This window comes from Methyloversatilis sp., from assembly GCF_030696805.1.
GTDB lineage: Bacteria > Pseudomonadota > Gammaproteobacteria > Burkholderiales > Rhodocyclaceae > Methyloversatilis.
This window is the reverse complement of sequence record NZ_JAUYRO010000092.1, coordinates 108,472-134,083: the sequence shown is the minus strand read 5'-3', so window position 1 is coordinate 134,083 and position 25,612 is coordinate 108,472. Positions and strand designations below refer to the sequence as shown.

General features: G+C 66.9%; 17 protein-coding genes. 11 read left to right on the top strand and 6 right to left on the bottom strand.

The window, feature by feature from the left end; genetic code table 11:
* Positions 1-352 precede the first annotated feature (352 nt).
* Positions 353-1,837, top strand: a complete 1,485-nt coding sequence (locus Q8R75_RS14920) for a SulP family inorganic anion transporter (protein ID WP_305626107.1) — start codon at positions 353-355, stop codon at positions 1,835-1,837.
* A 2-nt stretch (positions 1,838-1,839) separates the two neighbouring features.
* Positions 1,840-2,703, top strand: a complete 864-nt coding sequence (locus tag Q8R75_RS14915) for a universal stress protein (protein WP_305626106.1) — start codon at positions 1,840-1,842, stop codon at positions 2,701-2,703.
* A 303-nt stretch (positions 2,704-3,006) separates the two neighbouring features.
* Here the strand turns inward: Q8R75_RS14915 and Q8R75_RS14910 are convergent, their stop codons facing one another.
* Complete coding sequence (locus Q8R75_RS14910; RefSeq protein ID WP_305614289.1) at positions 3,007-3,876, bottom strand: transglutaminase family protein; 870 nt, start codon at positions 3,874-3,876, stop codon at positions 3,007-3,009.
* Positions 3,877-4,233: 357 nt separating this feature from the next.
* Here Q8R75_RS14910 and Q8R75_RS14905 point away from each other — a divergent pair, with 357 nt between their 5' ends.
* From Q8R75_RS14905 to Q8R75_RS14895, 3 genes are all read left to right on the top strand, one after another.
* Positions 4,234-5,424, top strand: a complete 1,191-nt coding sequence (locus Q8R75_RS14905) for an acetate/propionate family kinase (RefSeq protein WP_305614290.1) — start codon at positions 4,234-4,236, stop codon at positions 5,422-5,424.
* Positions 5,425-5,559: 135 nt separating this feature from the next.
* Entirely contained in the window at positions 5,560-6,651 is a 1,092-nt protein-coding gene (tal, locus tag Q8R75_RS14900; protein ID WP_305614291.1) for a transaldolase, read from the top strand.
* Complete coding sequence (locus Q8R75_RS14895) at positions 6,648-9,089, top strand: phosphoketolase family protein (protein ID WP_305614292.1); 2,442 nt, start codon at positions 6,648-6,650, stop codon at positions 9,087-9,089. Before tal ends, Q8R75_RS14895 begins: the two co-directional genes overlap by 4 nt.
* Here Q8R75_RS14895 and Q8R75_RS14890 read toward each other — a convergent pair.
* Complete coding sequence (locus Q8R75_RS14890; RefSeq protein WP_305614293.1) at positions 9,076-9,804, bottom strand: Crp/Fnr family transcriptional regulator; 729 nt, start codon at positions 9,802-9,804, stop codon at positions 9,076-9,078. The two genes, Q8R75_RS14895 and Q8R75_RS14890, sit on opposite strands and share 14 nt — an antisense overlap.
* A 299-nt stretch (positions 9,805-10,103) precedes the next feature.
* Here Q8R75_RS14890 and Q8R75_RS14885 point away from each other — a divergent pair, with 299 nt between their 5' ends.
* Positions 10,104-10,751 carry a PRC-barrel domain-containing protein gene (locus Q8R75_RS14885; protein WP_305614294.1) on the top strand — a complete coding sequence of 216 codons (648 nt, stop codon included), beginning with the start codon at positions 10,104-10,106 and terminating at the stop codon, positions 10,749-10,751.
* A 96-nt stretch (positions 10,752-10,847) separates the two neighbouring features.
* Here the strand turns inward: Q8R75_RS14885 and Q8R75_RS14880 are convergent, their stop codons facing one another.
* A complete protein-coding gene (locus tag Q8R75_RS14880) occupies positions 10,848-11,387 on the bottom strand; it encodes a ferritin-like domain-containing protein (RefSeq protein WP_305614295.1) in 540 nt (179 codons plus the stop codon).
* A gap of 329 nt (positions 11,388-11,716) precedes the next feature.
* Here Q8R75_RS14880 and Q8R75_RS14875 point away from each other — a divergent pair, with 329 nt between their 5' ends.
* The 5 genes from Q8R75_RS14875 (at position 11,717) to Q8R75_RS14855 (ending at position 21,922) form a co-directional block, all read left to right on the top strand.
* Positions 11,717-11,881: a DUF1328 domain-containing protein gene (locus Q8R75_RS14875; protein WP_305614296.1), complete on the top strand. Its 165-nt coding sequence runs from the start codon at positions 11,717-11,719 to the stop codon at positions 11,879-11,881.
* 49 nt (positions 11,882-11,930) lie between these two features.
* Positions 11,931-12,335, top strand: a complete 405-nt coding sequence (locus tag Q8R75_RS14870; protein WP_305614297.1) for a hypothetical protein — start codon at positions 11,931-11,933, stop codon at positions 12,333-12,335.
* 91 nt (positions 12,336-12,426) lie between these two features.
* Positions 12,427-12,624, top strand: a complete 198-nt coding sequence (locus Q8R75_RS14865; RefSeq protein WP_305614298.1) for a hypothetical protein — start codon at positions 12,427-12,429, stop codon at positions 12,622-12,624.
* Between the two features lie 32 nt (positions 12,625-12,656).
* Entirely contained in the window at positions 12,657-21,032 is an 8,376-nt protein-coding gene (locus Q8R75_RS14860) for a glucoamylase family protein (protein ID WP_305626105.1), read from the top strand.
* Positions 21,029-21,922 (top strand): YihY/virulence factor BrkB family protein, encoded by an 894-nt coding sequence (locus tag Q8R75_RS14855; RefSeq protein ID WP_305614300.1) that lies wholly within the window; start codon positions 21,029-21,031, stop codon positions 21,920-21,922. Before Q8R75_RS14860 ends, Q8R75_RS14855 begins: the two co-directional genes overlap by 4 nt.
* A gap of 55 nt (positions 21,923-21,977) precedes the next feature.
* Here the strand turns inward: Q8R75_RS14855 and Q8R75_RS14850 are convergent, their stop codons facing one another.
* Genes Q8R75_RS14850 through Q8R75_RS14840 form a run of 3 tightly spaced genes read right to left on the bottom strand, consistent with a single transcriptional unit; the run spans position 21,978 to position 25,565 of the window.
* Positions 21,978-23,606: a diguanylate cyclase gene (locus Q8R75_RS14850; RefSeq protein ID WP_305626104.1), complete on the bottom strand. Its 1,629-nt coding sequence runs from the start codon at positions 23,604-23,606 to the stop codon at positions 21,978-21,980.
* 25 nt (positions 23,607-23,631) lie between these two features.
* Positions 23,632-25,134: an ATPase domain-containing protein gene (locus Q8R75_RS14845; protein WP_305612971.1), complete on the bottom strand. Its 1,503-nt coding sequence runs from the start codon at positions 25,132-25,134 to the stop codon at positions 23,632-23,634.
* Positions 25,131-25,565 (bottom strand): hypothetical protein, encoded by a 435-nt coding sequence (locus Q8R75_RS14840; protein WP_305612973.1) that lies wholly within the window; start codon positions 25,563-25,565, stop codon positions 25,131-25,133. The genes Q8R75_RS14845 and Q8R75_RS14840 overlap by 4 nt, the downstream gene beginning before the upstream one ends.
* Positions 25,566-25,612 lie beyond the last annotated feature (47 nt).

Below are 25,612 nucleotides of genomic sequence, written 5' to 3'. Positions count from 1 at the left end.
CGCTCCGCCCCTGCAGGCGATGCCGGTCTCCGATGACGCGACGCCGCGTGATCAACGCGCGGATCGCGGACGGGGTCTGCTCCTGCGAAGGGCAGCACCATCGCGGTTTCAGCAGGAGCCTTTCGGGCCGGTTCTGCACAGCCGATAACTCCGGTTACAATGTTGCCATGCAGCAAAATCTACCTTCTCCCGGCCTCGGCCACGCCGGTCCGCCATAGCCTCTCAGCGCTGCTGACAGCGCTCAGCTCGCGAGCGCGGTGTCCGTTCCCCCCGATATTCGTGCCGCACCGCCATAGGCGGATGCGTGCGCCCGTCCCGCGCAGGCGGAACGCAAAAAAACTTCAGGATTCATATGTCGATCAAAACACTGCGCCAGGACTGGTTGTCCAATGTGCGCAACGATCTGCTGGCCGGCCTCGTCGTCGCGCTGGCGCTCATTCCCGAGGCGATTGCCTTTTCCATCATTGCCGGTGTCGATCCGAAGGTCGGGCTTTATGCCTCCTTCTGCATCGCGACCGTGACGGCATTCGTCGGCGGCCGGCCGGGCATGATTTCGGCCGCGACCGGCGCAATGGCGCTGGTCATGGTGTTGCTGGTGAAGGACCACGGCCTGCAGTATCTGCTGGCCGCCACGCTGCTCACGGGTGTGCTGCAGATTGTGGCCGGCGTGTTCAAGCTGGGAACGCTGATGCGCTTCGTGTCGCGCTCCGTGGTCACCGGCTTCGTCAATGCGCTGGCCATCCTCATCTTCATGGCGCAGCTGCCCGAACTGACCGGCGTCGGCTGGCAGGTGTATGCGATGACGGCGGCCGGGCTGGGCATCATCTATCTGTTCCCGTACGTCACCAAGGCGGTGCCGTCGCCGCTGGTGACCATCGTGGTGCTGACGGCAGTTTCCATGGCGCTCGATCTGGACATCCGCACCGTGGGCGACATGGGCGCGCTGCCGGACAGCCTGCCGGTGTTCCTGATTCCCGATATTCCGCTCAACTTCGAAACCCTGGCGATCATCTTTCCTTATGCACTGACGCTCACGGTAGTTGGCTTGCTGGAATCGATGATGACGGCGACCATCGTCGACGACCTCACGGATACGCCCAGCAACAAGAACCGCGAATGCGTCGGTCAGGGCGTGGCCAATATCGCCAGCGGTTTCATCGGCGGCATGGCGGGCTGCGCGATGATCGGCCAGTCGGTCATCAACATCAAATCCGGCGGCCGGGGGCGTCTTTCCACGCTCGCATCCGGTGTTTTTCTGCTGATGATGGTCGTCTTTCTGGGCGACTGGGTGGCGCGCATCCCGATGGCCGCCCTGGTGGCGGTGATGATCATGGTGTCCATCGGCACTTTCAGCTGGGGCTCGCTGCGCAACCTGCGCGAGCACCCGGCCAGCTCCAGCATCGTCATGGTGGCGACGACGGTCATGACCGTGCTCACGCACGATCTCGCACAGGGCGTGCTGGTCGGTGTGCTGTTGTCCGGCTTCTTCTTCGCGCACAAGGTCGGCCGCATCCTGCGCATCACTTCGCAGACCGGTGACGAAGGTCGCGAGCGCACCTATCGCATCAGTGGCCAGGTGTTCTTCGCCTCGGCCGACCGTTTCGTGGCGGCCTTCGACTATCGCGAAGTGATCGACCGCGTGCGCATCGACGTCAGCCGCGCGCACTTCTGGGACATCACTGCGATCAGCGCGCTGGACAAGGTGGTGATCAAGTTCCGCCGCGAAGGCACCGACGTCGAGGTGATCGGCATGAACGAAGCCAGCACCACGCTGGTGGACAAGTTCGCCGTGCATGACAAGGACGGTGCCGAAGACATGCTGATGGGAGGCCACTGATCATGAATATGGACAACAAGGTGCTTGCCTGCGTCGACCAGTCGCCCTGGGCCGATCACGTCGCCGACTACGCCGCCTGGGCCGCGCAGCGGCTCGACACGCCGCTGGAATTCCTGCACGTGATCGACCGCCACCCCGAGCGCGGCTCGGGCAAGGATCACAGCGGCAGCATCGGCGTCGGCGCGCAGGAGGCGTTGCTGACCGAACTGAGCGAACACGACGCCGCCTTCGCCCGCGACGCGCGCGAACAGGGGCGCGTGTTCCTGAACCGGCTGCGCGAGCGCGCCACCGGTGCGGGTGCTGGCTGCATCGACACGCGCCAGCGCTACGGCGAACTGGAGGAAACGCTGGTCGAACAGCAGCAAGACGTGCGCCTGATCGTCATCGGCCGGCGCGGCGAATCGGCTGCCACCACACAGCGAGACCTCGGCCGCAACGTCGAGCGTGTGGTGCGCGCGCTGACCCGCCCCATCCTCACCGTCACCGACGCCTTCCGCGCGCCGCAGAAGGTGCTCGTGGCTTACGACGGCGGCGGCATCACCCGGCGCGGCATCGACATGCTGGCGACCAGCCCGCTGTTGCGGGGACTCGACGTGCATGTGCTGATGTCCGGTCCGGAACGCCCAGGCGCCCCGAAAGACATCGAACAGGCCTGCGCCACGCTGACCGCCGGTGGACTGACCGCAAGCGGCCGCATCATCCCCGGCGACCCGGAACAGGTCATTGCGCAGTACGCTGCCAATGAGGGGATGGACCTGCTGGTGATGGGCGCGTGGAGCCACTCGCCACTGCGCAGCCTGCTGTTCGGCAGCAAGACGTCCGACCTGCTGCGCTCGGCGCGCCTGCCGGTGCTGCTGTTGCGCTGATCAAGCCGGAGTGGGGATCGGCGCCGAGGGCGGCGAGCAGTGGAGGTTTTTGTGGGAGCGGCGATCCACTGCCGGCCCTGCGTGGCCGGCCGGCTATGCGGGCGGCGAGCAGTGCTCGCCGAAACCCCCGCTCCGCCCCCGCCGCGATACGTACGCTGCAATGTGGCCATCGCGGCACTGATCGCGGCGGGGACGCCGCTCCCACAGCCCATCCCACAGCTCTCATCCAACCAGCTCAGCACAACGACGCTCTGCCGACTCCGGCAGCGACGTCCGGATCGCGGCGCGTGTTCCGGCTTGCGCTCAGCGGATGCCGTCGGTCGACAGTGCTTCGCTGCAGTGCTGCGGCAGCACCATGTTGCGCGACGGATCGTCTACAGCGGTGGCGCGGATGAACGGGGCTTGCGACAGCACGCCGCCGAAAATCGTGGCGAAGGCGACGTCGGCGGCGTCGCGGCCGGTGCCCAGGCGCACCAGTCCCATCGGGATGGCGGTGCCGGACGGATCGAAGATGTACCAGCGGTCGCCCAGATACACCTCGACGTAGGCATGGAAGTCCGGCGGGCCGAGCACCGGATCGGCGCCATAGTCGGTGCCGGTCACGAAGCGGGCCGGGATGTTGATGGCGCGGCACAGTGCGATCATGAGATGAGCGAAATCGCGGCAGATGCCGGCGCGCTCGATCACGGTGTCGACGGCCGAAGTGCTCGAATTCGAGCTGTTCGACGTGAATGCGACATGGCTCAGCACCCAGTCGCGGATCGCCTGCACCCGGCTGTGGCCCTGCCACATGTTGCCGAACTCGCGCGTCGCCAGACGGATCAGCCGGTCGGACTGGCAATAGCGGCTGGGGTAGATGTAGCCCATGACTTCGGGCGGCAGCCGGTGCACCGGCACCTCGGACAGTTGTGCCGGATCTGCCCAGTGATGCACCAGATCGACTGTCGCCTGGTATGAAACGGTGAGCGGTCCGGGCTCGGCGCGCAGTCGCATGTAACGGTTGCCGGTCAGCGGATCGACGTGGACGTGCGGCTCGATCGGCTGGCTCAGCGTCAGGACTTCGTTCGATACGGTCTGGCTGGCGGTTTGCGCGACATGGATGTTGAAGACGAAGTCGGCGCCCTGGAAGTCGATCTGGTAGTTCAGTTCAATCTGCAGTTCGATGCGGATCATGGTGCGGGCTCCGCGGGATAGAGGTCGCAGGCGCAACCTCAGAGGTTGTGTGAAAAGGTGGGTGCAGCGGACAGGTCAGAGCAGGCCGGTCACAGCACCCGCGCAGAGCGAAGCATGACGCGTGCCACTGCAAAATTCCGTGCGCTGTCGAACATACAGTGATCCGCCGCAAGCCCACAGTCGTCGCTTTGAATGCGACCGTGGCAGCCTTGAGCCGGCTGAAGCCGCCGCCAGCGCCCGCTTCTAGGCAGCGTTCCAGGGTCGCCGGGCCGGAACCTCACTGAAGGCGCAGCGCCCGCAAGCTATCGGGGCCCGCGCTTTCGTCATTTCTGTTGATCCATTGCCTTACGTTTCACCTTGAAAAAATCCTTGCTGGTCATCAACGCCGGTTCATCGAGCATCCGCTTTGCGCAGTTTGAACTCGCCGCGGGCGCGCTGCCGGTTCGCGGCATGCGGGGCCACATCGAAGGGCTGGGTCGGGCGCCGCAGCTGATCGTCCAGGACCGGCTGGGCGGCTGCGTGACGCAGCGTGCGCTCGATCCGGGCGGCGATCCGGCGGCCGACCACGCCAGCGCACTGGTTGCACTGTTCGACTGCATCGCCGGACCCGACTGGCCCGACGGCCCGCATGCAGTGGCGCATCGCATCGTGCATGGCGGGCCGGCCTTCGTGCACCCGGTGCGCGTCACGCCGGATGTGCTGGCGCAGCTGCAGGAACTCGTGCCGCTGGCACCGCTGCACCAGCCGCACGGGCTGGCCGCACTGCGCGCTGCAGCGGCCCGCTGGCCCGAGGTGCCGCAGATCGCCTGCTTCGACACCGCCTTTCATGCCACCCGCTCACCGGTCGAACAGGCGTTTGCGCTGCCGCTGCCGTTGCGCGACGCCGGCATCCGGCGCTACGGGTTTCACGGCCTTTCCTACGAATACATCGCCGGCGTGCTGCCGCTGCATCTGGGGGCACTGGCGAGCGGGCGCGTCGTGGTGGCGCATCTGGGCAACGGTGCCAGCCTGTGCGCGATGCGCGGCCGCAAGAGCGTGGCGACAACCATGGGCATGACGCCGCTCGACGGTCTGATGATGGGCACGCGCTGCGGCCGCATCGATCCGGGCGCCGTGCTGCATCTGATACGCGGGCTGGGCATGACGCCGGACGAAGTTGAAACCCTGCTGTACAAGCACTCGGGGCTGCTGGGCACCTCCGGCATTTCGGGTGACATGCGCGTGCTCGAAGCCAGCAGCGAGCCGGCGGCCGGTTTCGCCATCGACCTGTATGTCCATGCGATCACGCGCGAACTGGGTGCCATGGTTGCGTTGCTCGGCGGCCTCGACGCACTGGTATTCACCGCCGGCATCGGCGAACACAGCGCACGGATCCGCGAACGCGTGTGCCGCGACGCCGCCTGGCTGGGGATCGAGCTGTCGGGCGGTGCCAACGAAGCGGCCGAAACGCGCATCAGCACGCCGCGCAGTCGCGCTTCGGCGTGGGTCATTCCGACGCACGAAGCGCGCGTGATCGCGCACCAGGCTAGCGCGCTGCTCGCGATCTGAACGCCCCACCGCAGCGCATCGATGCGGGTGCGTCAGCGCACAGACCATCCGGCGCAAGCCGCGCACGCTGCTTCGGACGAGTGCTGCCGGGAAGCCTTGCCCGGCAGGCCGAAGTGATCCACGGGGAGCCTCTGCATGACGGCACTACAGCACGCGCGCGACGCCGGCCAGAGCCTCTGGCTGGACAGCATCAGCCGCAGCCTGATCGATGACGGTCGGCTGGCGCGCTACATCGACCAGTACGCCATCACCGGACTGACGTCGAATCCGGCCATTTTCGACGCCGCGCTGGGTGAGGGCGGTGCCTACGACGAAGACATCCGCGCCGCTGCGCGCGACGGCCTGTCGGGCGAAGCGTTGTTTGCCGGGCTGGCGCTGGCCGACCTCAGGCGCGCCGCCGCGCTGCTGCAACCCTGCTTCGATGCCAGCGGTCATGCCGACGGATGGGTGTCGATGGAAGTGTCGCCGCTGCTCGCTGCCGACAGCGCGGCCACCGTCGCCGCGGCACGGCAGATCCATGCCGACGCGGCGTGCGCCAATCTGCTGGTGAAGATTCCGGGTACGCCGGAAGGCTTGCCGGCGATCGAACAGACCGTGTTCGCCGGCATTCCGGTCAATGTGACGCTGCTGTTTTCGCGCGAGCAGTATCTGGCCGCCAACGACGCCTGCCTGCGCGGCATCGAGCGGCGCATCGCGGCCGGGCTCGACCCGAAGGTCGCGACCGTGGCGTCGCTGTTCGTCAGCCGGTGGGACGTGGCGGCCAACAGCGTGATTTCGGTGTCGCTGCAGAACCGGCTTGGCATTGCCGTCGCCCGCCAGGTGTGGCGCAGCAAGGTCGAAACGCAGGCGTCGCCGCGTTGGCAGGCGGCGTTGGCGAGCGGTGCCATGCCGCAGCGCCTGCTGTGGGCCAGCACCGGCAGCAAGGATCCAGCCGTGTCCGACACGCTTTATGTCGATGCGCTGATCGCACCCGGCAGCATCAACACCTTGCCCGAAGCCACCTTGCTGGCCTTCGCCGACCACGGCCGGCCGCAGGCTGACATGGCGGACGACGGCGGCGATTGCGACGCGGTGATCGCGCGCATCGATGCCGCAGGCGTGAAGGTTGCGCTGCTGGCCGACCGGCTGCAGCGCGATGGCGTGGGGGCGTTCGCCAAGGCGTGGCGGCAATTGCTCAAGCGCATCGAAAGCCGCACCAGCGTCGCGCCCCGGGTGGCCGTATCGTGACCGCCGCACTGCTGGAGCGCGCTCCGCGCGACGCCTTGCTGGCCCGCATGCATGCCTGGTGGCGCGCCGCCAACTACCTGTCGGTCGGGCAGATCTATCTGCGCGCCAATCCGCTGCTTGAAACGCCGCTCACGCGCGAACACATCAAGCCGCGCCTGCTCGGCCACTGGGGCACCACGCCCGGTCTCAATTTTCTTTATGTACACCTGAACCGGCTGATCAAGGAGAACGACCTCGACCTGATCAACATCATCGGTCCGGGGCACGGCGGGCCGGCGCTGGTTGCCTCGACCTATATGGAAGGCTCATACAGCGAAACCTATCCGGCGATCACGCAGGACCGCGCCGGCATGCAGGCGCTGTTCCGCCAGTTTTCGTGGCCGGACGGCATTCCGAGCCATGTCGCACCGGAAACCCCCGGTTCGATCCATGAGGGCGGCGAGCTGGGCTATTCGCTGGCGCACGCCTATGGCGCGGCGTTCGACAACCCCGGTCTGATCGTTGCCTGCGTCATCGGCGATGGCGAGGCTGAAACCGGCGCGCTGGCGGCGAGCTGGCACTCCAACAAATTCCTGAATCCGGCGCGCGACGGGGCGGTGCTGCCCATCCTGCACCTGAATGGCTACAAGATCGCCAATCCGGCGGTGCTGGCGCGAATTGGCCGCGATGAACTTGCCGACCTGCTGCGCGGCTACGGTTACGCGCCGCATTTCGTGTCGGGCGATGACCCGATGACGATGCACCGCGAGCTGGCCGACACGCTGGACATCATGCTGGCGGACATCCGTGCCATCCAGACCGCCGCGCGCGCCGTGGATGCACCGGTGCCGCCGCCGCGACCCCGCTGGCCGATGCTGGTGTTCGAGTCGCCCAAGGGCTGGACCGGCCCGGCCGAGGTCGATGGCCTGCCGTCCGAAGGCACGTGGCGCGCGCATCAGGTGCCGATCACCGATTTCAGCAAGCCGGAACACGTTCGCCAGCTCGAGGACTGGATGCGCAGTTACCGGCCGGAAGAGCTGTTCGATCACGCAGGCGCGCTGTATCGCGAGATCGCAAGTCTCGCGCCGTCGGGTGCGCGCCGCATGGGCGCCAACCCGCACGCCAACGGCGGTCTGCTGCGGGTGCCGTTGCGCATGCCGCCCTGGCGCGACTTCGCCGTCGCACTGGAAGCACCCGGCGCGGTCCAGGCCAGCGCCACCAGCGTGCTGGGCAGCTTTCTCGCCGAAGTGATGACCGGCAATCTGCTGGCGCGCAATTTCCGCGTGTTCGGGCCGGACGAAACCGCGTCGAACCGTCTGGGCGCGGTGATCGACGTGACCGGCAAGGCCTGGATGGCAGAGTGCAAGGCGGTCGATATCGACCTGTCGGCCGATGGTCGGGTGATGGACGTGCTGAGCGAACATCTGTGCGAAGGCTGGCTGGAGGGTTATCTGCTGACCGGCCGCCACGGCCTGTTCTCGTGCTACGAAGCGTTCATCCACATCATCGATTCGATGTTCAACCAGCACGCCAAGTGGCTCAAGGTGTGCAACGATATTCCGTGGCGCGCACCGATCGCGTCACTCAATTACCTGCTGACCTCGCACGTGTGGCGGCAGGACCACAACGGCTTTTCGCATCAGGATCCGGGCTTCATCGATCACGTCGCGAACAAGAATCCGGACGTCGTGCGCATCTACCTCGCGCCCGACGCCAACTGCCTGCTGTCGATTGCCGATCACTGCCTGCGCAGCCGCAACCAGGTCAATCTGATGATTGCCGGCAAGCAGCCTGAATGGCAGTGGCTCGACGCCGAGGCTGCCGCGCTGCACTGCGCCGTCGGTGCCGGCATCTGGCACTGGGCGGGTACCGAGCACGGCGACGAGGCGCTCGAACCCGATGTGGTGATGGCCTGCGCCGGCGACGTGCCTACGCTGGAAACGCTTGCCGCGGTGATGCTGTTGCGCGAATACGTGCCCGACATCCGCATCCGCGTCGTCAATGTGGTCGATCTGATGGCGCTGCAGCCGGCGTCCGAACACCCGCATGGCCTCAGCGATACGGCGTTCGACGCGCTGTTCACGTGCGATGCGCCCATCGTGTTCGCCTTCCACGGCTATCCGTGGCTGATCCACCGTCTGACCTACCGGCGAACCAATCACGGCAAACTGCACGTGCGCGGTTACAAGGAAGAGGGTACGACCACGACGCCGTTCGACATGGTGGTGCTGAACCACATGGACCGCTATCAGCTCGCGCTCGATGCGATCTGCCGGATTCCGCGCCTCGCCGATCAGGTGGACGACGCACGGCTGAGGCATCGCGCCAACATCGCCGCCCACAAGGCGTGGATCGCCGAACATGGCGAAGACCTGCCCGAAATACGCAACTGGCGCTGGCTTGCCGCGCCCGACGGGGTGACGGATGAGGCCTTCGACGAGGCGCTCAGGTCGCCTTGAGGGCCGGCAGCAGCCGGTCGTATTCCTCTTTCACGACCGCGTAGCATTCGCAGGTACGTTTTTCCAGCCCGGGGCGGTCGAGCACCGTGATGTGCCCGCGCCGGTAGCTGATCAGGCCGCATTCCTGCAGCCGGCCGGCGGCTTCGGTCACGCCTTCGCGACGCACGCCGAGCATGTTGGCGATCAGTTCCTGCGTCATCACCAGCTCGTTGGTCGGCAGCCGGTCGAGGCTGAGCAGCAGCCAGCGGCACAGTTGCTGGTCGAGCGAGTGGTGACGGTTGCACACCGCGGTCTGTGCCATCTGCGTGATCAGTGCCTGCGTGTAGCGCAGCAGCAGGTGCAGCACCGGTCCGGCGCGGTTGAACTCCAGCATCATCAGGTTGGACTTCAGCCGATAGCCTTCGCCGGCGCTCTGCACCACGGCGCGGCTGGTGGTCGACTGGCCCCCCATGAACAGTGACACGCCAACCAGGCCTTCCTTGCCGACCACGGCAATTTCCGCCGAGGCGCCATCTTCCATCACGTACAGCAGCGACACGATGGCGGTGACCGGGAAATAGACGTGGCTGAGCCGCGTGCCGGCTTCGTACAACACCTTGCCGAGCGGCATGTCGACCGGTTCGAGGTTCGGCAGCCAGCGGTCCCATTCGGCATCGGGCAGCGCAGCGAGCAGCTCGTTGGTGCGGGCGATAACAGGAGGAGGTTTCATTTGCATCTTCAGCGGAATCCTGTGTGAGCCCTGATCGCGTATCGATCAAGGTCGGCCAAGGTAGGGCAGGCGGCCTCTTCAACCGGGGTTACGCCGGTCAAGCGAAGGGCGCTGCAGCCTTCAACAACTTGTGGTCGAGGCGCCGAAGTGCATCGGAAGTATAGACACATCTCATGTCCGGCGCCTGCCGGGTGCGACACCGCACAGACCCGCCCGGCGCACCCGCCCAACATGCGACGCATCGCGACTGACCCGGCCGCCCCGGCGCACGCCGCGGGGCGACCGACCTGACGGAGGTTTTCCAGATGCAGCCAAGCCGACTTGTTGCCCTGCACGCCGCTCAGCCGCGCGAAGCGGAGGTGCCGGATTTCGACCCCGACCGGCTGCGCCGGCACCGCATCAGGGTTCGCCGCCTGATCCGCCGCATCAAGGCGGGCTACGGCGACCCGAAAGACGAGCCCTGTACCGGGCTCGACCATGCAGCACAGCAGGATCAACCAGAGGAGATGAGCATGAGCTATCAGGACAGGGACAAGTACGGGATGTACAAGGGCGAGGGCGCAGCGCCCGGACCGATCATGCGCCACGGCCCCGGGCCGGGCCTGATGGGCGCTGACACGCTGATGGGCAACGACGTGTTCAACAAGGACGGAGAAGACCTTGGCGACATCCAGGAAATCATGCTCGACATGCGTACTGGCAAGGTCAGTTACGCCGTGATGTCGTTCGGCGGTTTTCTCGGTATCGGCGACAAGCTGTTCGCCGTGCCGTGGAACGCGCTGACGCTCGATACCGAGAACAAGCGCTTCACGCTGGACGTTGCCAAGGAGCGCCTCGAAGCCGCGCCGGGCTTCAACCAGGACTGCTGGCCCGACATGGCCGACCAGTCGTGGGCCCGGCAGATTCACGACTACTACGGCACCCGCCCGTACTCGGACGATTCGAAGCTCTGAACGCAGCGGCGGAACGGATGAAGACGGGATCGGGGCAGGTATTGCCTGCCCCGATCCCGTCTTCATCCGGTTGTGTAGCGCGGGGGGCATCGGCCCTTACACCGCCACGCCCTGCAGCAGGTCGGCCAGTTCATCGGCGTGCTGCTCTTCCACCGCCAGTATCGATTCGAGCAGGCGACGCGTGGTCGGATCCTGTTCACCCAGATAGAGAATGAATTCGCGATAGCTGTCGATGGCGATTCGCTCGGCGACCAGGTTCTCTCGAATCATTTCCGCCAGCGTGCCCGCTTCGACGTACTCTGCGTGGCTGCGCGCGGTCAGCGTGTCGGGCGAGAAATCGGGCTCACCGCCCAGCTGCACGATACGTGCGGCCAGTTCGTCCGCATGCCCCTGTTCTTCCTTCGAATGCGTCAGGAACTCTCCGGCAACCGATTGTGAGTGAATGCCGCTCGCCATGAAGTGATGGCGGCGATAACGGAGTACGCATACCAGTTCGGTGGCCAGCGCTTCATTCAGCAGCGTGAGCACTTGCGCGCGATCGGCGTCGTAGCCAGCGGTGACTGCGCCATCTTCGACGTGCTTGCGGGCGCGCTCACGCAGGACGGCAACCTCCGACAGCTGGGATTCGGTGTTCATGAAGTTCCTCGGTGAAGTCTGGGACAGCGGGTGGACAGAACCAGGCGGGGTGGGCAAAACCGGCTGGCTGACCGGACTCAACCTTGCGGGGGTGACCGGACATCGGTCCACTCTGGCGTGATGAAACAGTCCGGTCCGTGCGGTGGAACACTTAGCGCACCATGCGCCGTCCACGTTCGGCACCGCACAGACGGTCCGGGCTGTCGAGAGCCCAATAGGTCTCGTGGCGGGATGCCTCGGGAAGGTGAGCCTCGCACCCTGTTTCTTCCCTGGCTTCGCGCTGCAACCCGTCAGAGGCCGGGGAGCATCGTCATCGAGGAGGATTTGTCATGCTGCATTACGCCGTCGTGTTCTTCGTCATCGCCCTCATCGCCGCGCTGTTCGGTTTCGGCGGCATCGCTGCCAGTGCCGCCGGCATTGCGAAAATCCTGTTCTTCATCTTCATCGTGCTTGCCGTTGCAAGTTTCGTGTTCGGTCTTGTCCGTCGTGGATGAGGCGTTTGCGGGCCGCTGGCCGCCCCTGATCAGAGAAAGCAGGCACACCATGAACGATCGCACCAAGAACGACCTTCAGCACGGTTTCGGCGCAACGGCAGATACGTTTGCCGATGCGCTGGCACACACCGCCGGTGAGGCGATCCGCTCGTCGAACCAGATCGCCCATCAGACGCTGGACCAGCTGGCCGACCGTGTGGACAGCGCCCGGCTGCAGGCCGCGCCCGTGTTCGACCGCCTGGCGCACCGCGCCGACGAAATGAAGTACCGCGGCGTTGCGGCGGTGCGCGAGGGCTCGCAGCGATTGCGCTACCAGGCGGTACGGGCCACCGACTCGACGCTGGGTTACGTGCGCCACAAGCCGGTCCAGTCGCTGCTGTTCGCCGCGGCGCTGGGCGCAGCGGTGACGCTGCTGCTGTCGGTCGTCGGACGGGCCGGAAAGCCGCGCGACTGATCGGCCGGTTGCCCCGTCCGGCATCAGCGACCCCGCAGCCGTCAGTGCGCTGGGTTGAACCTTCATATCGCTTCATGTCCAGGGAGATCCCATGCCTGCCAATACCTACCATTCCGTCAGCCCGGACCCGACCCGCCTCAATGATCACCTCAGCCAGTGTGTGGTGGCACTCGGACCGATGCATCGTGTGCGCTGCGCAGCCGAGGCGGTCGACGCCTTCCTGGCGCCGCGCTTTGTCAGCCTGCTGCTGGTGATGTCGGCGCTGCTGCTCGCCGGCCTTTCGTTTTAAGAACGGCCCAGGGCTCCAACGACGATGTCTACATGACCCGGGCGCGATTGCGCCGGCAGATACCCGACGCAGGCGCCGAGGCACTCGCACTGATCGATCCGTCGCGCGGCGTGATCGAGTCACCGATCCGCGGCGAGCTGTTCAGCGCCGAACGTTTCCGGCAACACGGCCGCAGCCTGGGCGAAGCGCAGACTGCGCGGCTCAAGGCGCCGCGCTCGACCGCCTTCTTTCCGCGTCTGCACGACAACATGAAGGTGCTGCGCGAGGCGCAGCACTACATCGGCCTGCAGGAGCGGATCGGTCATCACGTCAGCCCGGCGGGTGAATGGCTGCTCGACAACTTCCATCTGGTGGCCGCCCAGATCAAGGCGGTGCATGACGGGTTGCCGCGGCGCTACTTCCGCGATCTGCCGGTGCTGGTCGGCGATCATCTGGCCGGGCTGCCGCGTGTCTATGGTGTTGCCTGGGCCTTCGTCGCGCATACCGACAGCGCCTTCGACGACGACCTGCTGATCGAATTCCTGAATGCCTACCAGCAGACCAGCGAACTGAACCTCGGTGAGTTGTGGGCGCTGCCCACGACGCTGCGCGTGGTGCTGATCGAAAACCTGCGTCGGCTGTCCGAGCGCGTGGCGGCCGACAAGGCGGCGCGCGAACTGGCCAATCTGTGGTGCGACGGGCTGGAACGCGAAGCGACCGGCCGCACGGGCGGCCACGCCCGCATGATCGACGCCGACGCGATGTTCGGCTTGATGCAGGCGCGCCGTGTCGGCACCGTGTTTGCGCTGCAGGTGATGCAGCGGCTGCACTCCGATTCCGGATCGCGCTCCGCCGCCGGGCTGCGCGGTCGCGAATCGGTGCGCGAAGCGCTGGCGCGCGCACTGCCCGATCCGGCCAGCGCGCAGGCCCGACAACAGGCTGAAGAAGCGGCCGACAACCTGAGCGTCAGCAACGCAATCGGCTCGCTGCGCATGCTGGGGGACGCCGACTGGCGCGCGCTGATTGCACAGACCAGCATGCTGATGCAGCTGATGCTGGCTTCATCGACCTTCCGCGCCGAGCGCGACGATACACAGGACGCCACGCTGCATGCCATCGAGCGGCTGGCGCGCACGAGCGGCCACAGCGAACTGGCCGTGGCGGAGCGGCTGCTTGAGCACATGCGTGTCCCGGTCAGCGATCCGCAGCTCGACCCGTCGGCGCCGATCGAGTCGCCAAGCTTCTGGCTGCGCGGCGGCGGAGCCGGTGCGATGCGCCGCTCGCTCGGCCTGCGCCCGGCCGTTCTGACCGGCTTCGGCGAACTGCGCAACCGGTGCGCGGTGCCGGTCTATCTCACCTTGCTGGGCGTTGGCAGTGTGCTGCTTGCGCTGGGGTTCATGCAGCACGCTGCGGCACCGTCACTCACGTTGCCGGTGTGGGCGATGCTGGCCGTGCTGGCGCTGCTGCCGGCGAGCGAGGCAGTGATCGCCGTGCTCAACCGGCTCATCAGCGAGTGGGTGCCGCCGCGCCGGCTGCCCCGGCTGGCGCTGCTCGCCGGCATTCCACCCGCGCTGCGCGTGCTGGTCGTGATACCGGCCATGCTGTCGTCGGCCACCGCCATCCGCGCGCTGGCGCGCCAGCTCGAACGCCATCATCTGGCGAACCGCGAGCCGCACGCGCAGTTCGCCCTGCTCACCGATTTCAGCGATGCACCCGTCGCGCACGACGGGCCGGACGCTGCACTGCTCGCCACCGCCGTCGCCGAGATCGATCGGCTCGAAGCGCTCTATCCGCCCGACGCCGTCGATGAGGGGCCGCGGCAGCGCCGCTTCCTGCTGCTGCATCGCGACCGGCGCTGGTCGGAGACGGAACAATGCTGGATGGGCTGGGAGCGCAAGCGCGGCAAGCTCGAACAACTGGTCGACCTGCTGGCAGGCGGTCGGTCGGGGTTCGTCGATCTGGGGCCGCGTTCGACGCCGGCGCCCGATACACCGTTTGTGGTCACGCTCGACAGCGACACCTTGCTGCCGCCCGGGGCCTTGCGAGAACTGGTCGGTGTTGCAGCGCATCCGCTGAACCGACCGCGAGTCGATCTCGCGCGCGGCCGCGTGGTGTCCGGTTATGCGGTGCTGCAGCCGCGCATCGTCACGCCGCTGCCGTCGCCGCTGCACGCCACGCCCTTCCACAGCCTGTTTGCCGGCCGCTGCGGTGTCGACCCGTACAGCGCCGAGACCTCCGAGCTGTATCAGGATCTTTTCGACGAAGGCACGTTCACCGGCAAGGGGCTGTTTCACGTCAAGGCGATGCAGGCCGTGCTGTCGGGGCGGCTGCCCGAAGGCCAGGTGCTCAGTCATGACCTGCTCGAAGGGTCGATCGCGCGCTGCGGCGGTGTCAGCGACATCACGCTGATCGAGGACGCGCCGATGCACGCCGACGTCGCCGCCTCGCGCGTGCACCGCTGGACGCGCGGCGACTGGCAGCTGTGGCCGCTGCTGTGGCGCGCGCGCCGCTTCGACCTGAATGCCATCAATCGCTGGAAAATGATCGACAACCTGCGCCGTTCGCTGGTCGCCCCGTTCTCGGTCGTGCTGCTGCTGGTCGCGCTGGGCAGCGATCTGCTGTCGCCGTGGAGTGTGCTCGCGCTGATGGGGGCTGCGTTCGGCGGTGGCCCGCTGCTCGGTGCGCTGGCCGGCATGGCACCCGCGCGTGACGATCTCGCGCTGCGTCACTTCTATCAGCAGGGGCTGGTCGATATCGGTCGCGCGCTCGGCGGCATGCTGTGGAATCTGGCGCTGCTGCTGCGCAATGCGCTGCACCTGTGCGACGCCATCGTGCGCGCAGTGTGGCGCACGGCAATCAGCCGCAGACGCCTGCTGCAATGGACCACCGCAGCCGATGCGCAGTCCGCTGCACGGCACAGCCTGACCGGTCTGTGGCGCGTGCATTGGCCGGTCAGTGTGCTGGCGGCTGGCGTGCTTGCGCTGCTCTGGTGGCGCGGGACGTCGTCGCCATGGCTGACCCTTTCGGTGTGCGCGCTGTGGGCCGCCACACCGCTGTGGATCGCGCTGGCCAGCCGCGCCTCGGCGCATCACCACCGTTACAAGCTGGCCGCCGGCGATCGCGCCTATCTGCTTGATGTGGCGCGCCACACCTGGCGCCTGTTCGAGCGCCATGTCGGGCCGACCAGCAATTATCTGCCGCCGGACAATGTGCAGACGGTGCCCTACATGATGGTCGCGCAGCGCACCTCGCCGACCAATATCGGCCTCTATCTGCTGTCGACGGCTTGTGCGCGGCGTTTCGGCTGGATCAGCACGCTCGAACTGCTGACCCGCTGCGAACGCACGCTGGCCACGCTGGCCCTGCTGCCGCGACATCGCGGCCACTTCCTGAACTGGTACGACACACAGACGCTTGCGCCGCTGGCGCCGGCCTATGTGTCGGTGGTGGACAGCGGCAATCTGTGTGGTCACCTGCTTGCACTGGCCGGTGCCTGCGATGCGCTCGCGGCGCGACCGGCGGACGACGATGACCGCGCATGCAACGCGCCGCTGCGCCTGGTCGCGCTGGCGGCGCAATGCCGCCGGCTGGCGCTCGAAGCCGAATTCGCCTTCATGTATGACGAGCGCCGGCGCCTGTTCCACATCGGTTATCTGGTCGAGGAACAGACGCTGGACAAAAGCTACTATGACCTGCTCGCGTCCGAGGCGCGGCTGGCCAGCCTGTGGGCGATCGCCAAGGGCGACGTGCCGGTCAAACACTGGGCGGCGCTCGGGCGGCCGTTCTTCGCAACCGGCAGCGAAGCGGGCTTGCGCTCCTGGTCGGGTTCGATGTTCGAATATCTGATGCCGTCGCTGGTGCTCGATGAATTGCCGGGCAGCGCACTGGCCAGCGCCGCGCAGGCCGCCGTGCGGGAGCACCGGGCGTTCGGACGCACCCACGGCGTACCGTGGGGCCTGTCGGAATCGGCGTATGCCGCGAGTGATCACACGCTGGCTTACCAGTATTCGCCGCAGGGCGTACCGCGCCTTGCCCTGCGCCGCACGCCGACCGACGAAATCGTCGTCGCACCTTATGCGACTGCGCTGGCGGCCATGTTCGAACCGGCCGCCGCCATCGACAACTTGCGCCGCATGGAAGGCCTTGATGCCCGCCGCGATATGGGCTTCGCCGAGGCGCTGGACTTCGTGGCCGACCGCCAGACCGGCGGCAGCGCGTTTACGGTGGTCAGCACCTTCATGGCGCATCATCAGGGCATGACCATCGTTGCACTTGCCAATCTGCTGCTCGACAGTGCGCCCCGGCGCTGGTGCATGGCCGAGCCGCGCATCGACGCGGTCGCCCCGCTGCTGCAGGAGCGCGTGCCGCGCGAGGTGTCGCGACTGCTGGCGCCGCCGCCCGCGCCGACGCGCAACGACCGGCGCGATGCCTTGCCCGGCGTCACCCGCCTGGTCACGCCGGGGGCCTCGGCGCTGCAGCCGACCCATCTGCTGTCGAACGGTCGCTATTCGGTCGCGCTGCGCGCCAACGGCGCCGGCTGGAGCCGCTTCGGCACGGCGGATGTGTCGCGCTGGCGCGACGACGCGCTGCGCGACGCCTACGGCACCTTCTTCTATCTCCGGCGTACGCCGCAGGCCGTACCCGTGTCGATCACGCAGCATCCGGCGGCCGACCCGCTGGCTGACTACAGCGCCACCTTCCACAGTGACCGCGTCTGTCTCGACGCGCAATGGGCCGACCTGCGCACCCGCTGCACCGTGTGGGTCAGCCCGGAAGACGACGTCGAGTTGCGCCGCGTCGAACTGTGGAACACCTCGTCGGAACCGATCGAAGTCGAACTGATGTCGATGTTCGAAGTATCGCTGTCGGACGCGCGGGCCGACGAAATGCATCCGGCTTTTGCCAAGCTGTTCGTTCAGGCGACCTGGGATGACGCCAGCCGTGCCGCTTACTTCTCCCGCAAGCCGCGACTGTCGACCGAAAGCGGGTTGCACGCGGTGCATTTCATTGCGCACGCCGACCTGCATCTGACGTCGGTCACGGTGCAGACGGACCGCGCGCGCTGGCTCGGGCGTCATTGCGACGCTGCACATCCGCGGGCGGATTACAGCAAGGCGGCAGATCCGTCGATCGCGTCGCATGCGCCGGGACAGGACTGCGTGACCGGCCTTGATCCGCTGGCGTCGCTGTCGATGCGCCTGAGCCTGCCTGCGCACGGCATGGCTTCGCTCACCGTCGGCACGGCGGCGGCCGACGCGCGCGACACGCTGCAGGCGCTGGTCGAGCGCTACCGGCAGGACGCCATGGTCGAACGTTCATCGTTGATGTCCGGCACGTTTGCGAGCATCCGGCTGCGCGAAATGCGGGTCAATGCCGACGATCGCGCCGCCATCCAGTTGCTGACGACGACCCTGGCACTGCTGATGTCGCGCCCGGCTGCGGTCGATGCACTGGTCGATGCGCCAGCGGGCGGCGCGCTGCATGACCGGCGTGCGCTGTGGCGGCTCGGCATGTCGGGTGACCGGCCGATCATTGTGGTGCGTGCCAGCGCGGTGCAGGGCATCCGCATGCTGCGTTCGCTGTTCCAGGCGCTGCGCTGGTGGTCGTGGGGCGGGCTGACCTGCGACCTCGTCGTGCTCAACGGCGAGGCCCGCTCCTATCTGATGCCCTTGCAGACTGAACTGGCCGCGCTGCGCGAGCGTTATGCGGCCGAGATTGTCGCAACCCCGTCGGCTCGGGCCTGCGGCCTGTATCTGTTGCACGCCGACGAGCTGTCGCCGGCCGAGTGCGGCGCGCTGAACGCGCTCGCCCGTGCCAGCCTGCATGCCGACGGCCGACCGCTGTCGCATCATGTGCAGGACCTGGTCGACTGGCATGACAGCGCGCTCGATGCGCGTGCCGAGCAGCCGGCAACAATGCTGCCGGCCGCGCGTCACGGCGCCGTCGGCTTGCCGCCGAAGGGTGCGTTTGACGGTGCAAGCGGCGATTTCCGCTTTACCGTGACCGACGCCCACCGCACCTTGCGTCCATGGATCAATGTGCTCGCCAATCCGGATTTCGGCAGCCAGGTTTCGGAAGCCGGCACCGGCTACACCTGGGCGGGCAACAGCCGGCTGAACCAGCTCACCGGCTGGTCGAACGACCCGGTCGGGGATGCGGGCGGTGAAACCTTCCACCTGCAGGACCTGCGCAGCGGCGAAATCTGGAGCGTCGGCGCCGGCGCCGCTGCCGCCGACGTGCCATACCGCATCGAACACGGACAGGGCCTGACGACGATGCGTCACCGGCGCGGCGACATCGAGGTGAAGGTGACCTGGTGCGTCGATCCGGAACAATCGGTCAAGCAGGTGCGCATCGTGCTGACCAATCGTGGCGCCCGCGCGCACTCATTGCGGGTGATCGGCCTGTTCGAGTGGGTGATCGGCGCGCTGCGCACCGACCGCCAGTCGGTCCGAACGGTGTTCGCGCGGCTGGCATTGCCTGACGCCTCGGCGCGGCAAATCGATGCGCTGCTGGCCACCCAGTGCGATGGCCATGCCGGCTTCGGCAACAGCACCGCCTTCGTCGTGCTGCAGCGCGAGGGGGCCGACGGCAGACCGGGCGTCGCCACGCTCGCCGACTGGACCTGCGACCGGCGCGAACTGTTCGCCCCGGATGGCCGGCCGGTCATTCCGGATCGGCTGGCTGCGCAGGACGCCATCGGCGTCGATCCGTGCGCCGCACTGGCGGCAACGGTCAGCCTGGCGCCGGATGAGGCGTCCACCCACGTATTTCTGCTCGGTCACGGGGACTCGCCGCGCGCGGCTGGCCTGCTGGCGCGCGCCGCTGCGGAGCAGGGTGCCGTGCAGCGCGAACAGGCCGTGCGGGCGAAATGGAACGGGCTGCTCGATACCGTCACGGTCAGCAGCCCTGACCCGCTGTTCGATGTGCTGGTGAACCGATGGCTGCCTTACCAGACGGTGGCCTGCCGTCTGTGGGCGCGTGCCGGCTTCTACCAGTCGGGCGGTGCGTTCGGCTTTCGCGACCAGCTGCAGGACGCGATGGCGCTGTGCGTCGCCGCGCCCGCGCTGCTGCGCGCGCAGTTGCTGCTCTCGGCGTCGCGCCAGTTTCCCGAAGGCGACGTACAGCACTGGTGGCATGCGCCGACCGGCGCCGGCGTGCGCACCCGCTGCTCCGATGACCGCCTGTGGCTGCCTTTTGCCGCAGCGCGCTATATCGAGGTCACGGGCGATGTCGAGGTGTTCGACGAGCTGGTGCCGTTCCTTGAAGGCGACCCGATACCCGACGGCGCAGAAGATGCGTATTACGTGCCGCGGGTCGGCACGCAGCGGGTGTCGCTGTACGAGCACTGCGCACGGGCGATCGACTGCAGTCTTGCGGTCGGCACGCACGGACTGCCACTGATCGGTACCTGCGACTGGAACGATGGCATGAACCGCGTCGGCCATGAAGGACGTGGCGAGTCGGTCTGGCTGGGCTGGTTCCTGTGTCAGGTGGTGGCCCGCTTCTCCGTGCTTGCGCATGCAGAAGGCGAAACCAGCCGTGCCGAACGCTGGCAGCTGGCCGCTGCCGGCTGGCGCGATGCGTTGCGCGGCGAGGCGTGGGACGGCGAATGGTTCGTGCGTGCGTTTTTCGACGACGGCACACCGCTGGGCTCGCGCCGCAACGAAGAGTGCCGCATCGACCTCATCGCGCAGGCCTGGGGCGTGCTGTCGGGTGTGGCCACGCCGGCGCAGCAGCAGGCGTCGATGGCATCGGTCGGCCGCCTGCTGACCGACGAAGTGAATGGCCTGGTGCGCCTGCTCGACCCACCGTTGCAGCACGCGCGGCCGGACGCCGGCTACATCCAGGCCTACCCGCCCGGTGTGCGCGAGAACGGAGGCCAGTACGCACATGCGGCGGTGTGGGCATTGATGGCGCAGGCCGAACTGGGCGACGTCGACGCGGCATGGCGTACCTTTACCGGGCTCAGCCCGGCCCACCGCGCGGACAACGAGGTGCGTGGCGCCGCCTATGGCATAGAGCCCTATGTGATGGCGGGCGACATTTACACCCAGCCACCCTATGCCGGACGCGGCGGCTGGAGCTGGTACACCGGCTCGGCCGCCTGGATGCACCATGCCGCCATTGAATCGATGTGCGGCCTGCGGGTGCGTCAGGGCCGCCTCTGCGTACTGCCCCGACTGCCCAGCCATTGGCCGAAGGTGACGCTGACCGTGCTGCGCGCTGGTCGCCGGCACGAAATCACCGTGTGTGCGGCCGGTGCACTGGCGGACATCGCAAGTGCGCGCGCGGCCGGCCTGCTGCCGCTGGCGGTCGGAGAGTGGCTGGATCTGGCTGCTGCGGGTGAGCACAGCCGCCATCTGGTGATCGCCGCGGCGAATGTGACATTGACCGCGAGGTCGCCGGCACGGGTGGTCACGGCATGAAGCTGCCGCACGCGCTGGCCGAGGTGTGGCGGATCGCGCTGGCGACCCTGCGCCGCTACGACGACGCGCGCGGCATGACTTATGGCGCCGCGGTCGCCTTTTACGCGGCGTTTGCGATTGCGCCGCTGATCGTCGTCGTTACCCGCGTGATGTTCTGGGTGCTCGGCGACGAAAGCGCGCAGGTGGCGCTGATCGACGCGCTGTCGGGGCTGATCGGTGCTCGCGAAGCCGGTACCGTGTCCGACTTGCTGCAACGTGCAAGCGAACGTACGAACGGTGACGGCAATGGCTCGCTGGGCCCCTGGCTGGCACTGGGCGGCACGCTGATCGGTGCCACCGGTGTGTTCATCGAACTGCGCGCCGCACTGCAGGCCATGCTGGGCGAAAAGGCCGTGCCATTTTCGTGGCTCAGGCTGCTGCAGGTAAGGTTATTGGCGCTGGGCATCGTGCTCGGCGGCGGCTTTCTGCTCGCGGTGGCGCTGGTCGCGCAGACGGCCGTGCTGCTGGCGATGCACAAGGTGACCAGTCACTGGCCGGTGCTGCTGCCGGTGGTACTGCTGGTCGAAGCGGTGTTTTCGTTCGGCGTGATCGCGCTGCTGTTCGCCACCCTGTTGCGCTGGCTGCCCGATCATCGCATGCCCTGGCTGCACGCTGCGGTCGGCGCCTGCTTCGCTGCCATGCTGTTCATGCTGGGTCGCTACGCCATCGGGCTGTACATCGCGACCACAGCCACCGAATCGGCTCTGGGAGCCGCGGGCTCCTTCGCTGCGCTGCTGATATGGTTCTACGGCTCGAGCCAGATCTTCCTGCTCGGTGCCGCGCTGGCGGTGGAAGTCATACCGGCTGCGCCAGCGCGCGCGACCGGGTCAGCCGCCGGCCGCGCGCACTAGGAGTCTGTCGGACTTGCAGCCGATTTCCTTCAAGTCCGACAGGCTCCTGGTACATTCAACCGCTCGCCAGTCCGATCGCATGCGCGTCCAGCGGCAGGCTGATCGAGAACTGGCTGCCGCGTCCGTGACCGCCACTGCTGGCGATCAGGCTGCCACCTTGTGCTTCCACCAGATCGCGCAGCAGGTGCAATGGCAAGGTGCGGCGCCGGGGCGACGGCCCGGTCGATCCAGCGGGCGCGAAAATGGCGGGCAGCGCGTCGGGCGGAATGCCAGTGCCGTCGTCCGATACGGTGATCTGTACCCATCCATCGACGGCCTCGACTGACAGGCGGATTTCGCTGCCGTCGGTCGAATGATTTGAAGCGTTCTCGAGCAGCCGCGCGATGATGCCGATCAGGCGCACTGCATGGCCACGCGCAGGCGGCAGTTCGGCCGGCCATGATGTGACCAGACGCTGACGCCTGCCGTCGAGCGTGCGGCGTACCTGTTCGGTCGCTGCACCGAGCACCGTCATCAGGTCGATCGGCCGCAGTTCGCACACGACGTCGGTGCCACCCGGCTGAGCCGCCGCGACCAGATCATCGACCAGCCGTGACATGCGGCGCACCTGGCGCTTGATGATGGCCGGCAGACGAGCGTGCAGCGCTTCGTCCTGCCGGGCGCGGCTGAACAGCCCCGCTGCCGTGCGGATCGGATGAAGTGGCTTGCGCAGGTCTTCGGCCACCATCGACAGAAAGTGGATCTGCCGCCAGCGCAACTGGTTTGCCTGTTCGTCGAGTTCCTGCGCCGAAAGCAGCGCAAGCGTCAGGTTTTCGTTGGCTTCACGCAGGTTGCGCACATGCATTTCACGCTCTGCCAGCACGAATTCGCGGTGCGATGTCGGTAGTGGCCGTACCGGACCGACCCGCGGTTGCAGCCCGACGGCGCGCGCGATGTCTTCGCGGTGAAAGTCGAAGCAGCCGCCGCCTTCGCGCTTGGCGCGGTACATCGCAACGTCTGCGCGATCGATCAATGTAGCGGCGTCGTCGCCATCTTCAGGAAACAGGGCGATACCCACGCTGGCTGACAGGCGCAGCACGATGTCTCCGACATGGCAGGGCTCTCCCAAAGACGCGAGCATCTTGGCGGCTATCTGGGCGGCGTCGGATGCCTGGGTGACTTCAGCCAGCAGCACCAGGAATTCGTCGCCGCCATAGCGGCTGACGGTATCGGAGTCGCGCACCACGCTTTCGAGGCGGCGCGCGACCTGGCACAGCACGGCGTCGCCGACCGGATGACCCAGTGTGTCGTTGATCGGCTTGAAGTAGTCAAGATCGACGAACAACACTGCGATGTGCGTGCTGCGCCGCCGGGCCAGCGTAATCGCGCTGTCCAGCCGGTCGTTCATCAGGCCTCGGTTGGGTGTGCCGGTCAGCGGATCGCGTTGACCGTTGCGCGCCAGTTCGTCCAGCGTCAGCGTGGCGCTTTCGGCTATCGCTTCCGCCTGCAGCGCGGCGAGCACGAGATTTTCGTTCGCTTCGAGCAGGTCGGCAGCCTGTGTCGCATTGAAGGCATGCTTCAGGTCTTCAAGCTCGCACTGCAATCGACTCAGTTCTTCTTTCAGCGCATGCGTCTGCGCTTCGAACTGCGCGACGGTGGTGCCGGCTGCCGTGGGCGGCTCTTCGTCCGGCGGCCGGTTGTTCATGATGACCTGAGCGCGCCGTGACGAGTCAGTTTGCCGAACCTTGCATGGCCGCGCCGTCCGCACCGTTCGAAGCTTCCGGATCGCGTCGCGCCGGCTGACCGCCGAGCAGTCCTTCGTGGCCGGTGATCCGCTCGCCGATGCAGATTCCTTCATCACCGATGGTGAACTGCCGCAGCTCGTTCGAGTGCGCGCTGCCGCGCACCTTCACCACGGCCATCACCCGCTTTAGCCGGCTGTCGACCTCGACATAGCGCTGCACGATGATGGCGTCGGTCATGAAGGCGGTGCCGTAAGGGCTGAAGCGCAGGTCATTGAAGCGATCTTCCAGTTCCGACGTCATCAGTACGGTGACGCCGGTACTCGCCAACGCCGACACCAGGCGCGAGAGCGATTCGCGGAAGTCGGTGCGGAATGTCGGCGCCAGCGCCAGTTCGAAGCCGGACAGCGAATCGATGACGACCCGGCTTGCTTTGAGGCGGTTGATTTCAGTGATCAGCAGACGGGCAATCTCGTCAACAGACACTCCCGGTGCGCTGCTGTCGACCACGCCGATGCGGTCGGCCCGGATCAGCGGGGCAAGCGCTGCGCCCTGGGCCAGCCGCGGACGTTGTTCGAAGGCGGCAATGACGGACGTTTCACCCTGGCGCGCGCCCTCGGCCAGAAATGCCGTGGCGAGCGTGCTCTTGCCTGAACCCGACGGACCGGCGACCAGCAGCGAAAAGCCGCGCGGCAGACCGCCACCCATCATGTCGTCCAGACCGGGAACGCCCGTGCCCACGCGTGCCGCCCCGGCCGCTGGGCGGTCGACGCGCGGTGCGCCGGACACCTGCGGCGGCGGGAACACCTGAATGCCCGAAGTTCTGATGCGGAAGGTGTGCAGGCCGGGCAACGAGGGCTGGCCGCGCATCTTCATGATTTCCATCTTGCGCACCATGGAATTGCGTTCGACGCTCTGGCGCAGCCAGATCAGGCCGTCGGCGACGGTGAAGATCGGGTTCGGATCGCAGTCGCTGAAGTACTCGCCGATCAGGAAGGTGGTGGCCTGCCAGCTCGTCATCAGCACGCCGAGATTCTGGATGAAGTGCTGCAGCGTGATGAAGGACGTGCCGTCGTTCTGGCTCGCCAGGATGACCGACCGGAAGGAGTCGACGAATACCAGCCCCGGTCCGCGCGCTTCCACCTCGGCCACAATGTGTTCGAGCACCTTGTCCAGATTGCCGCACGCGACATCGTCGGCCAGATTCACGAAGCGGATCGCGCGGTTCAGCTTGTCGAGCTCGAAAAAATCGAATTGCTGCTGGTAGCGCAGCATCTTCAACGGCGGTTCGCCGAGCACAGTGAAATAGATCGCCGGCCGCTCGGGCGTGGCCAGGGCGAACATGATCTGGTGCGCCAGTGTGGTCTTGCCGCAACCCGGTGGGCCGGCGATCAGGTTGCAGGAGAACTCCGGCAGCCCTCCGCCGAGTACTTCGTCCAGCCCTGGAACACCCGTCTTCAGGCGATTGATGCTTGCTTTGCCGGTGGTCATTGCGAGGTGTCCTGCGCGGCGGAGCCGCTTGAATTGTTGACGAGTACCGACCGCAGCAGCCTCTCGGTCAGCGAATCACCGACGAGTGTGGACAGCAGATCACGGAAGTTTTCGAGCAGCGCGCCATGAGCGTCTACCACTTCGGCTTCGGCCTGCAGCAGCAATGCACTGCGCAGGGCGGCGAGTACATCGTGCCCGGCCGCCGTGTCACAGATCGGAGCCAGCCATGGATGGCGGTCACGTGTCAGGTAAAGGCTGCGCCTGACGAGTGCGGCCACGCCGCGCTGGCCGATGATGGGGGAAAGACTCGCGTGCAGCGTATGCCAGGCAGCAAGTGTCGCGTCGAGCTTCGAAGAAGCCGAAAGCGTCGGGCCGGTGACATCCGCCTTGTGAGATCCCGCTTCCCGGACGTCTCGTGAATCGCTTTGCATCGATGGTCCGGTAGTGGTTGGCTCGCGACTGCCCGCTGATGGTACAC

What these genes read in the sequence shown, in the direction of transcription:
- Q8R75_RS14865 (WP_305614298.1), top strand. Translation starts at nt 12,427, where the DNA reads ATGCCTGCCAATACCTACCATTCCGTCAGCCCGGACCCGACCCGCCTC.
- Q8R75_RS14915 (WP_305626106.1), top strand. Translation starts at nt 1,840, where the DNA reads ATGAATATGGACAACAAGGTGCTTGCCTGCGTCGACCAGTCGCCCTGG.
- Q8R75_RS14890 (WP_305614293.1), bottom strand. Translation starts at nt 9,804, where the DNA reads ATGCAAATGAAACCTCCTCCTGTTATCGCCCGCACCAACGAGCTGCTC.
- tal (WP_305614291.1), top strand. Translation starts at nt 5,560, where the DNA reads ATGACGGCACTACAGCACGCGCGCGACGCCGGCCAGAGCCTCTGGCTG.
- Q8R75_RS14845 (WP_305612971.1), bottom strand. Translation starts at nt 25,134, where the DNA reads ATGACCACCGGCAAAGCAAGCATCAATCGCCTGAAGACGGGTGTTCCA.
- Q8R75_RS14850 (WP_305626104.1), bottom strand. Translation starts at nt 23,606, where the DNA reads ATGAACAACCGGCCGCCGGACGAAGAGCCGCCCACGGCAGCCGGCACC.
- Q8R75_RS14880 (WP_305614295.1), bottom strand. Translation starts at nt 11,387, where the DNA reads ATGAACACCGAATCCCAGCTGTCGGAGGTTGCCGTCCTGCGTGAGCGC.
- Q8R75_RS14875 (WP_305614296.1), top strand. Translation starts at nt 11,717, where the DNA reads ATGCTGCATTACGCCGTCGTGTTCTTCGTCATCGCCCTCATCGCCGCG.
- Q8R75_RS14840 (WP_305612973.1), bottom strand. Translation starts at nt 25,565, where the DNA reads ATGCAAAGCGATTCACGAGACGTCCGGGAAGCGGGATCTCACAAGGCG.
- Q8R75_RS14870 (WP_305614297.1), top strand. Translation starts at nt 11,931, where the DNA reads ATGAACGATCGCACCAAGAACGACCTTCAGCACGGTTTCGGCGCAACG.
- Q8R75_RS14855 (WP_305614300.1), top strand. Translation starts at nt 21,029, where the DNA reads ATGAAGCTGCCGCACGCGCTGGCCGAGGTGTGGCGGATCGCGCTGGCG.
- Q8R75_RS14885 (WP_305614294.1), top strand. Translation starts at nt 10,104, where the DNA reads ATGCAGCCAAGCCGACTTGTTGCCCTGCACGCCGCTCAGCCGCGCGAA.
- Q8R75_RS14860 (WP_305626105.1), top strand. Translation starts at nt 12,657, where the DNA reads ATGACCCGGGCGCGATTGCGCCGGCAGATACCCGACGCAGGCGCCGAG.
- Q8R75_RS14910 (WP_305614289.1), bottom strand. Translation starts at nt 3,876, where the DNA reads ATGATCCGCATCGAACTGCAGATTGAACTGAACTACCAGATCGACTTC.
- Q8R75_RS14920 (WP_305626107.1), top strand. Translation starts at nt 353, where the DNA reads ATGTCGATCAAAACACTGCGCCAGGACTGGTTGTCCAATGTGCGCAAC.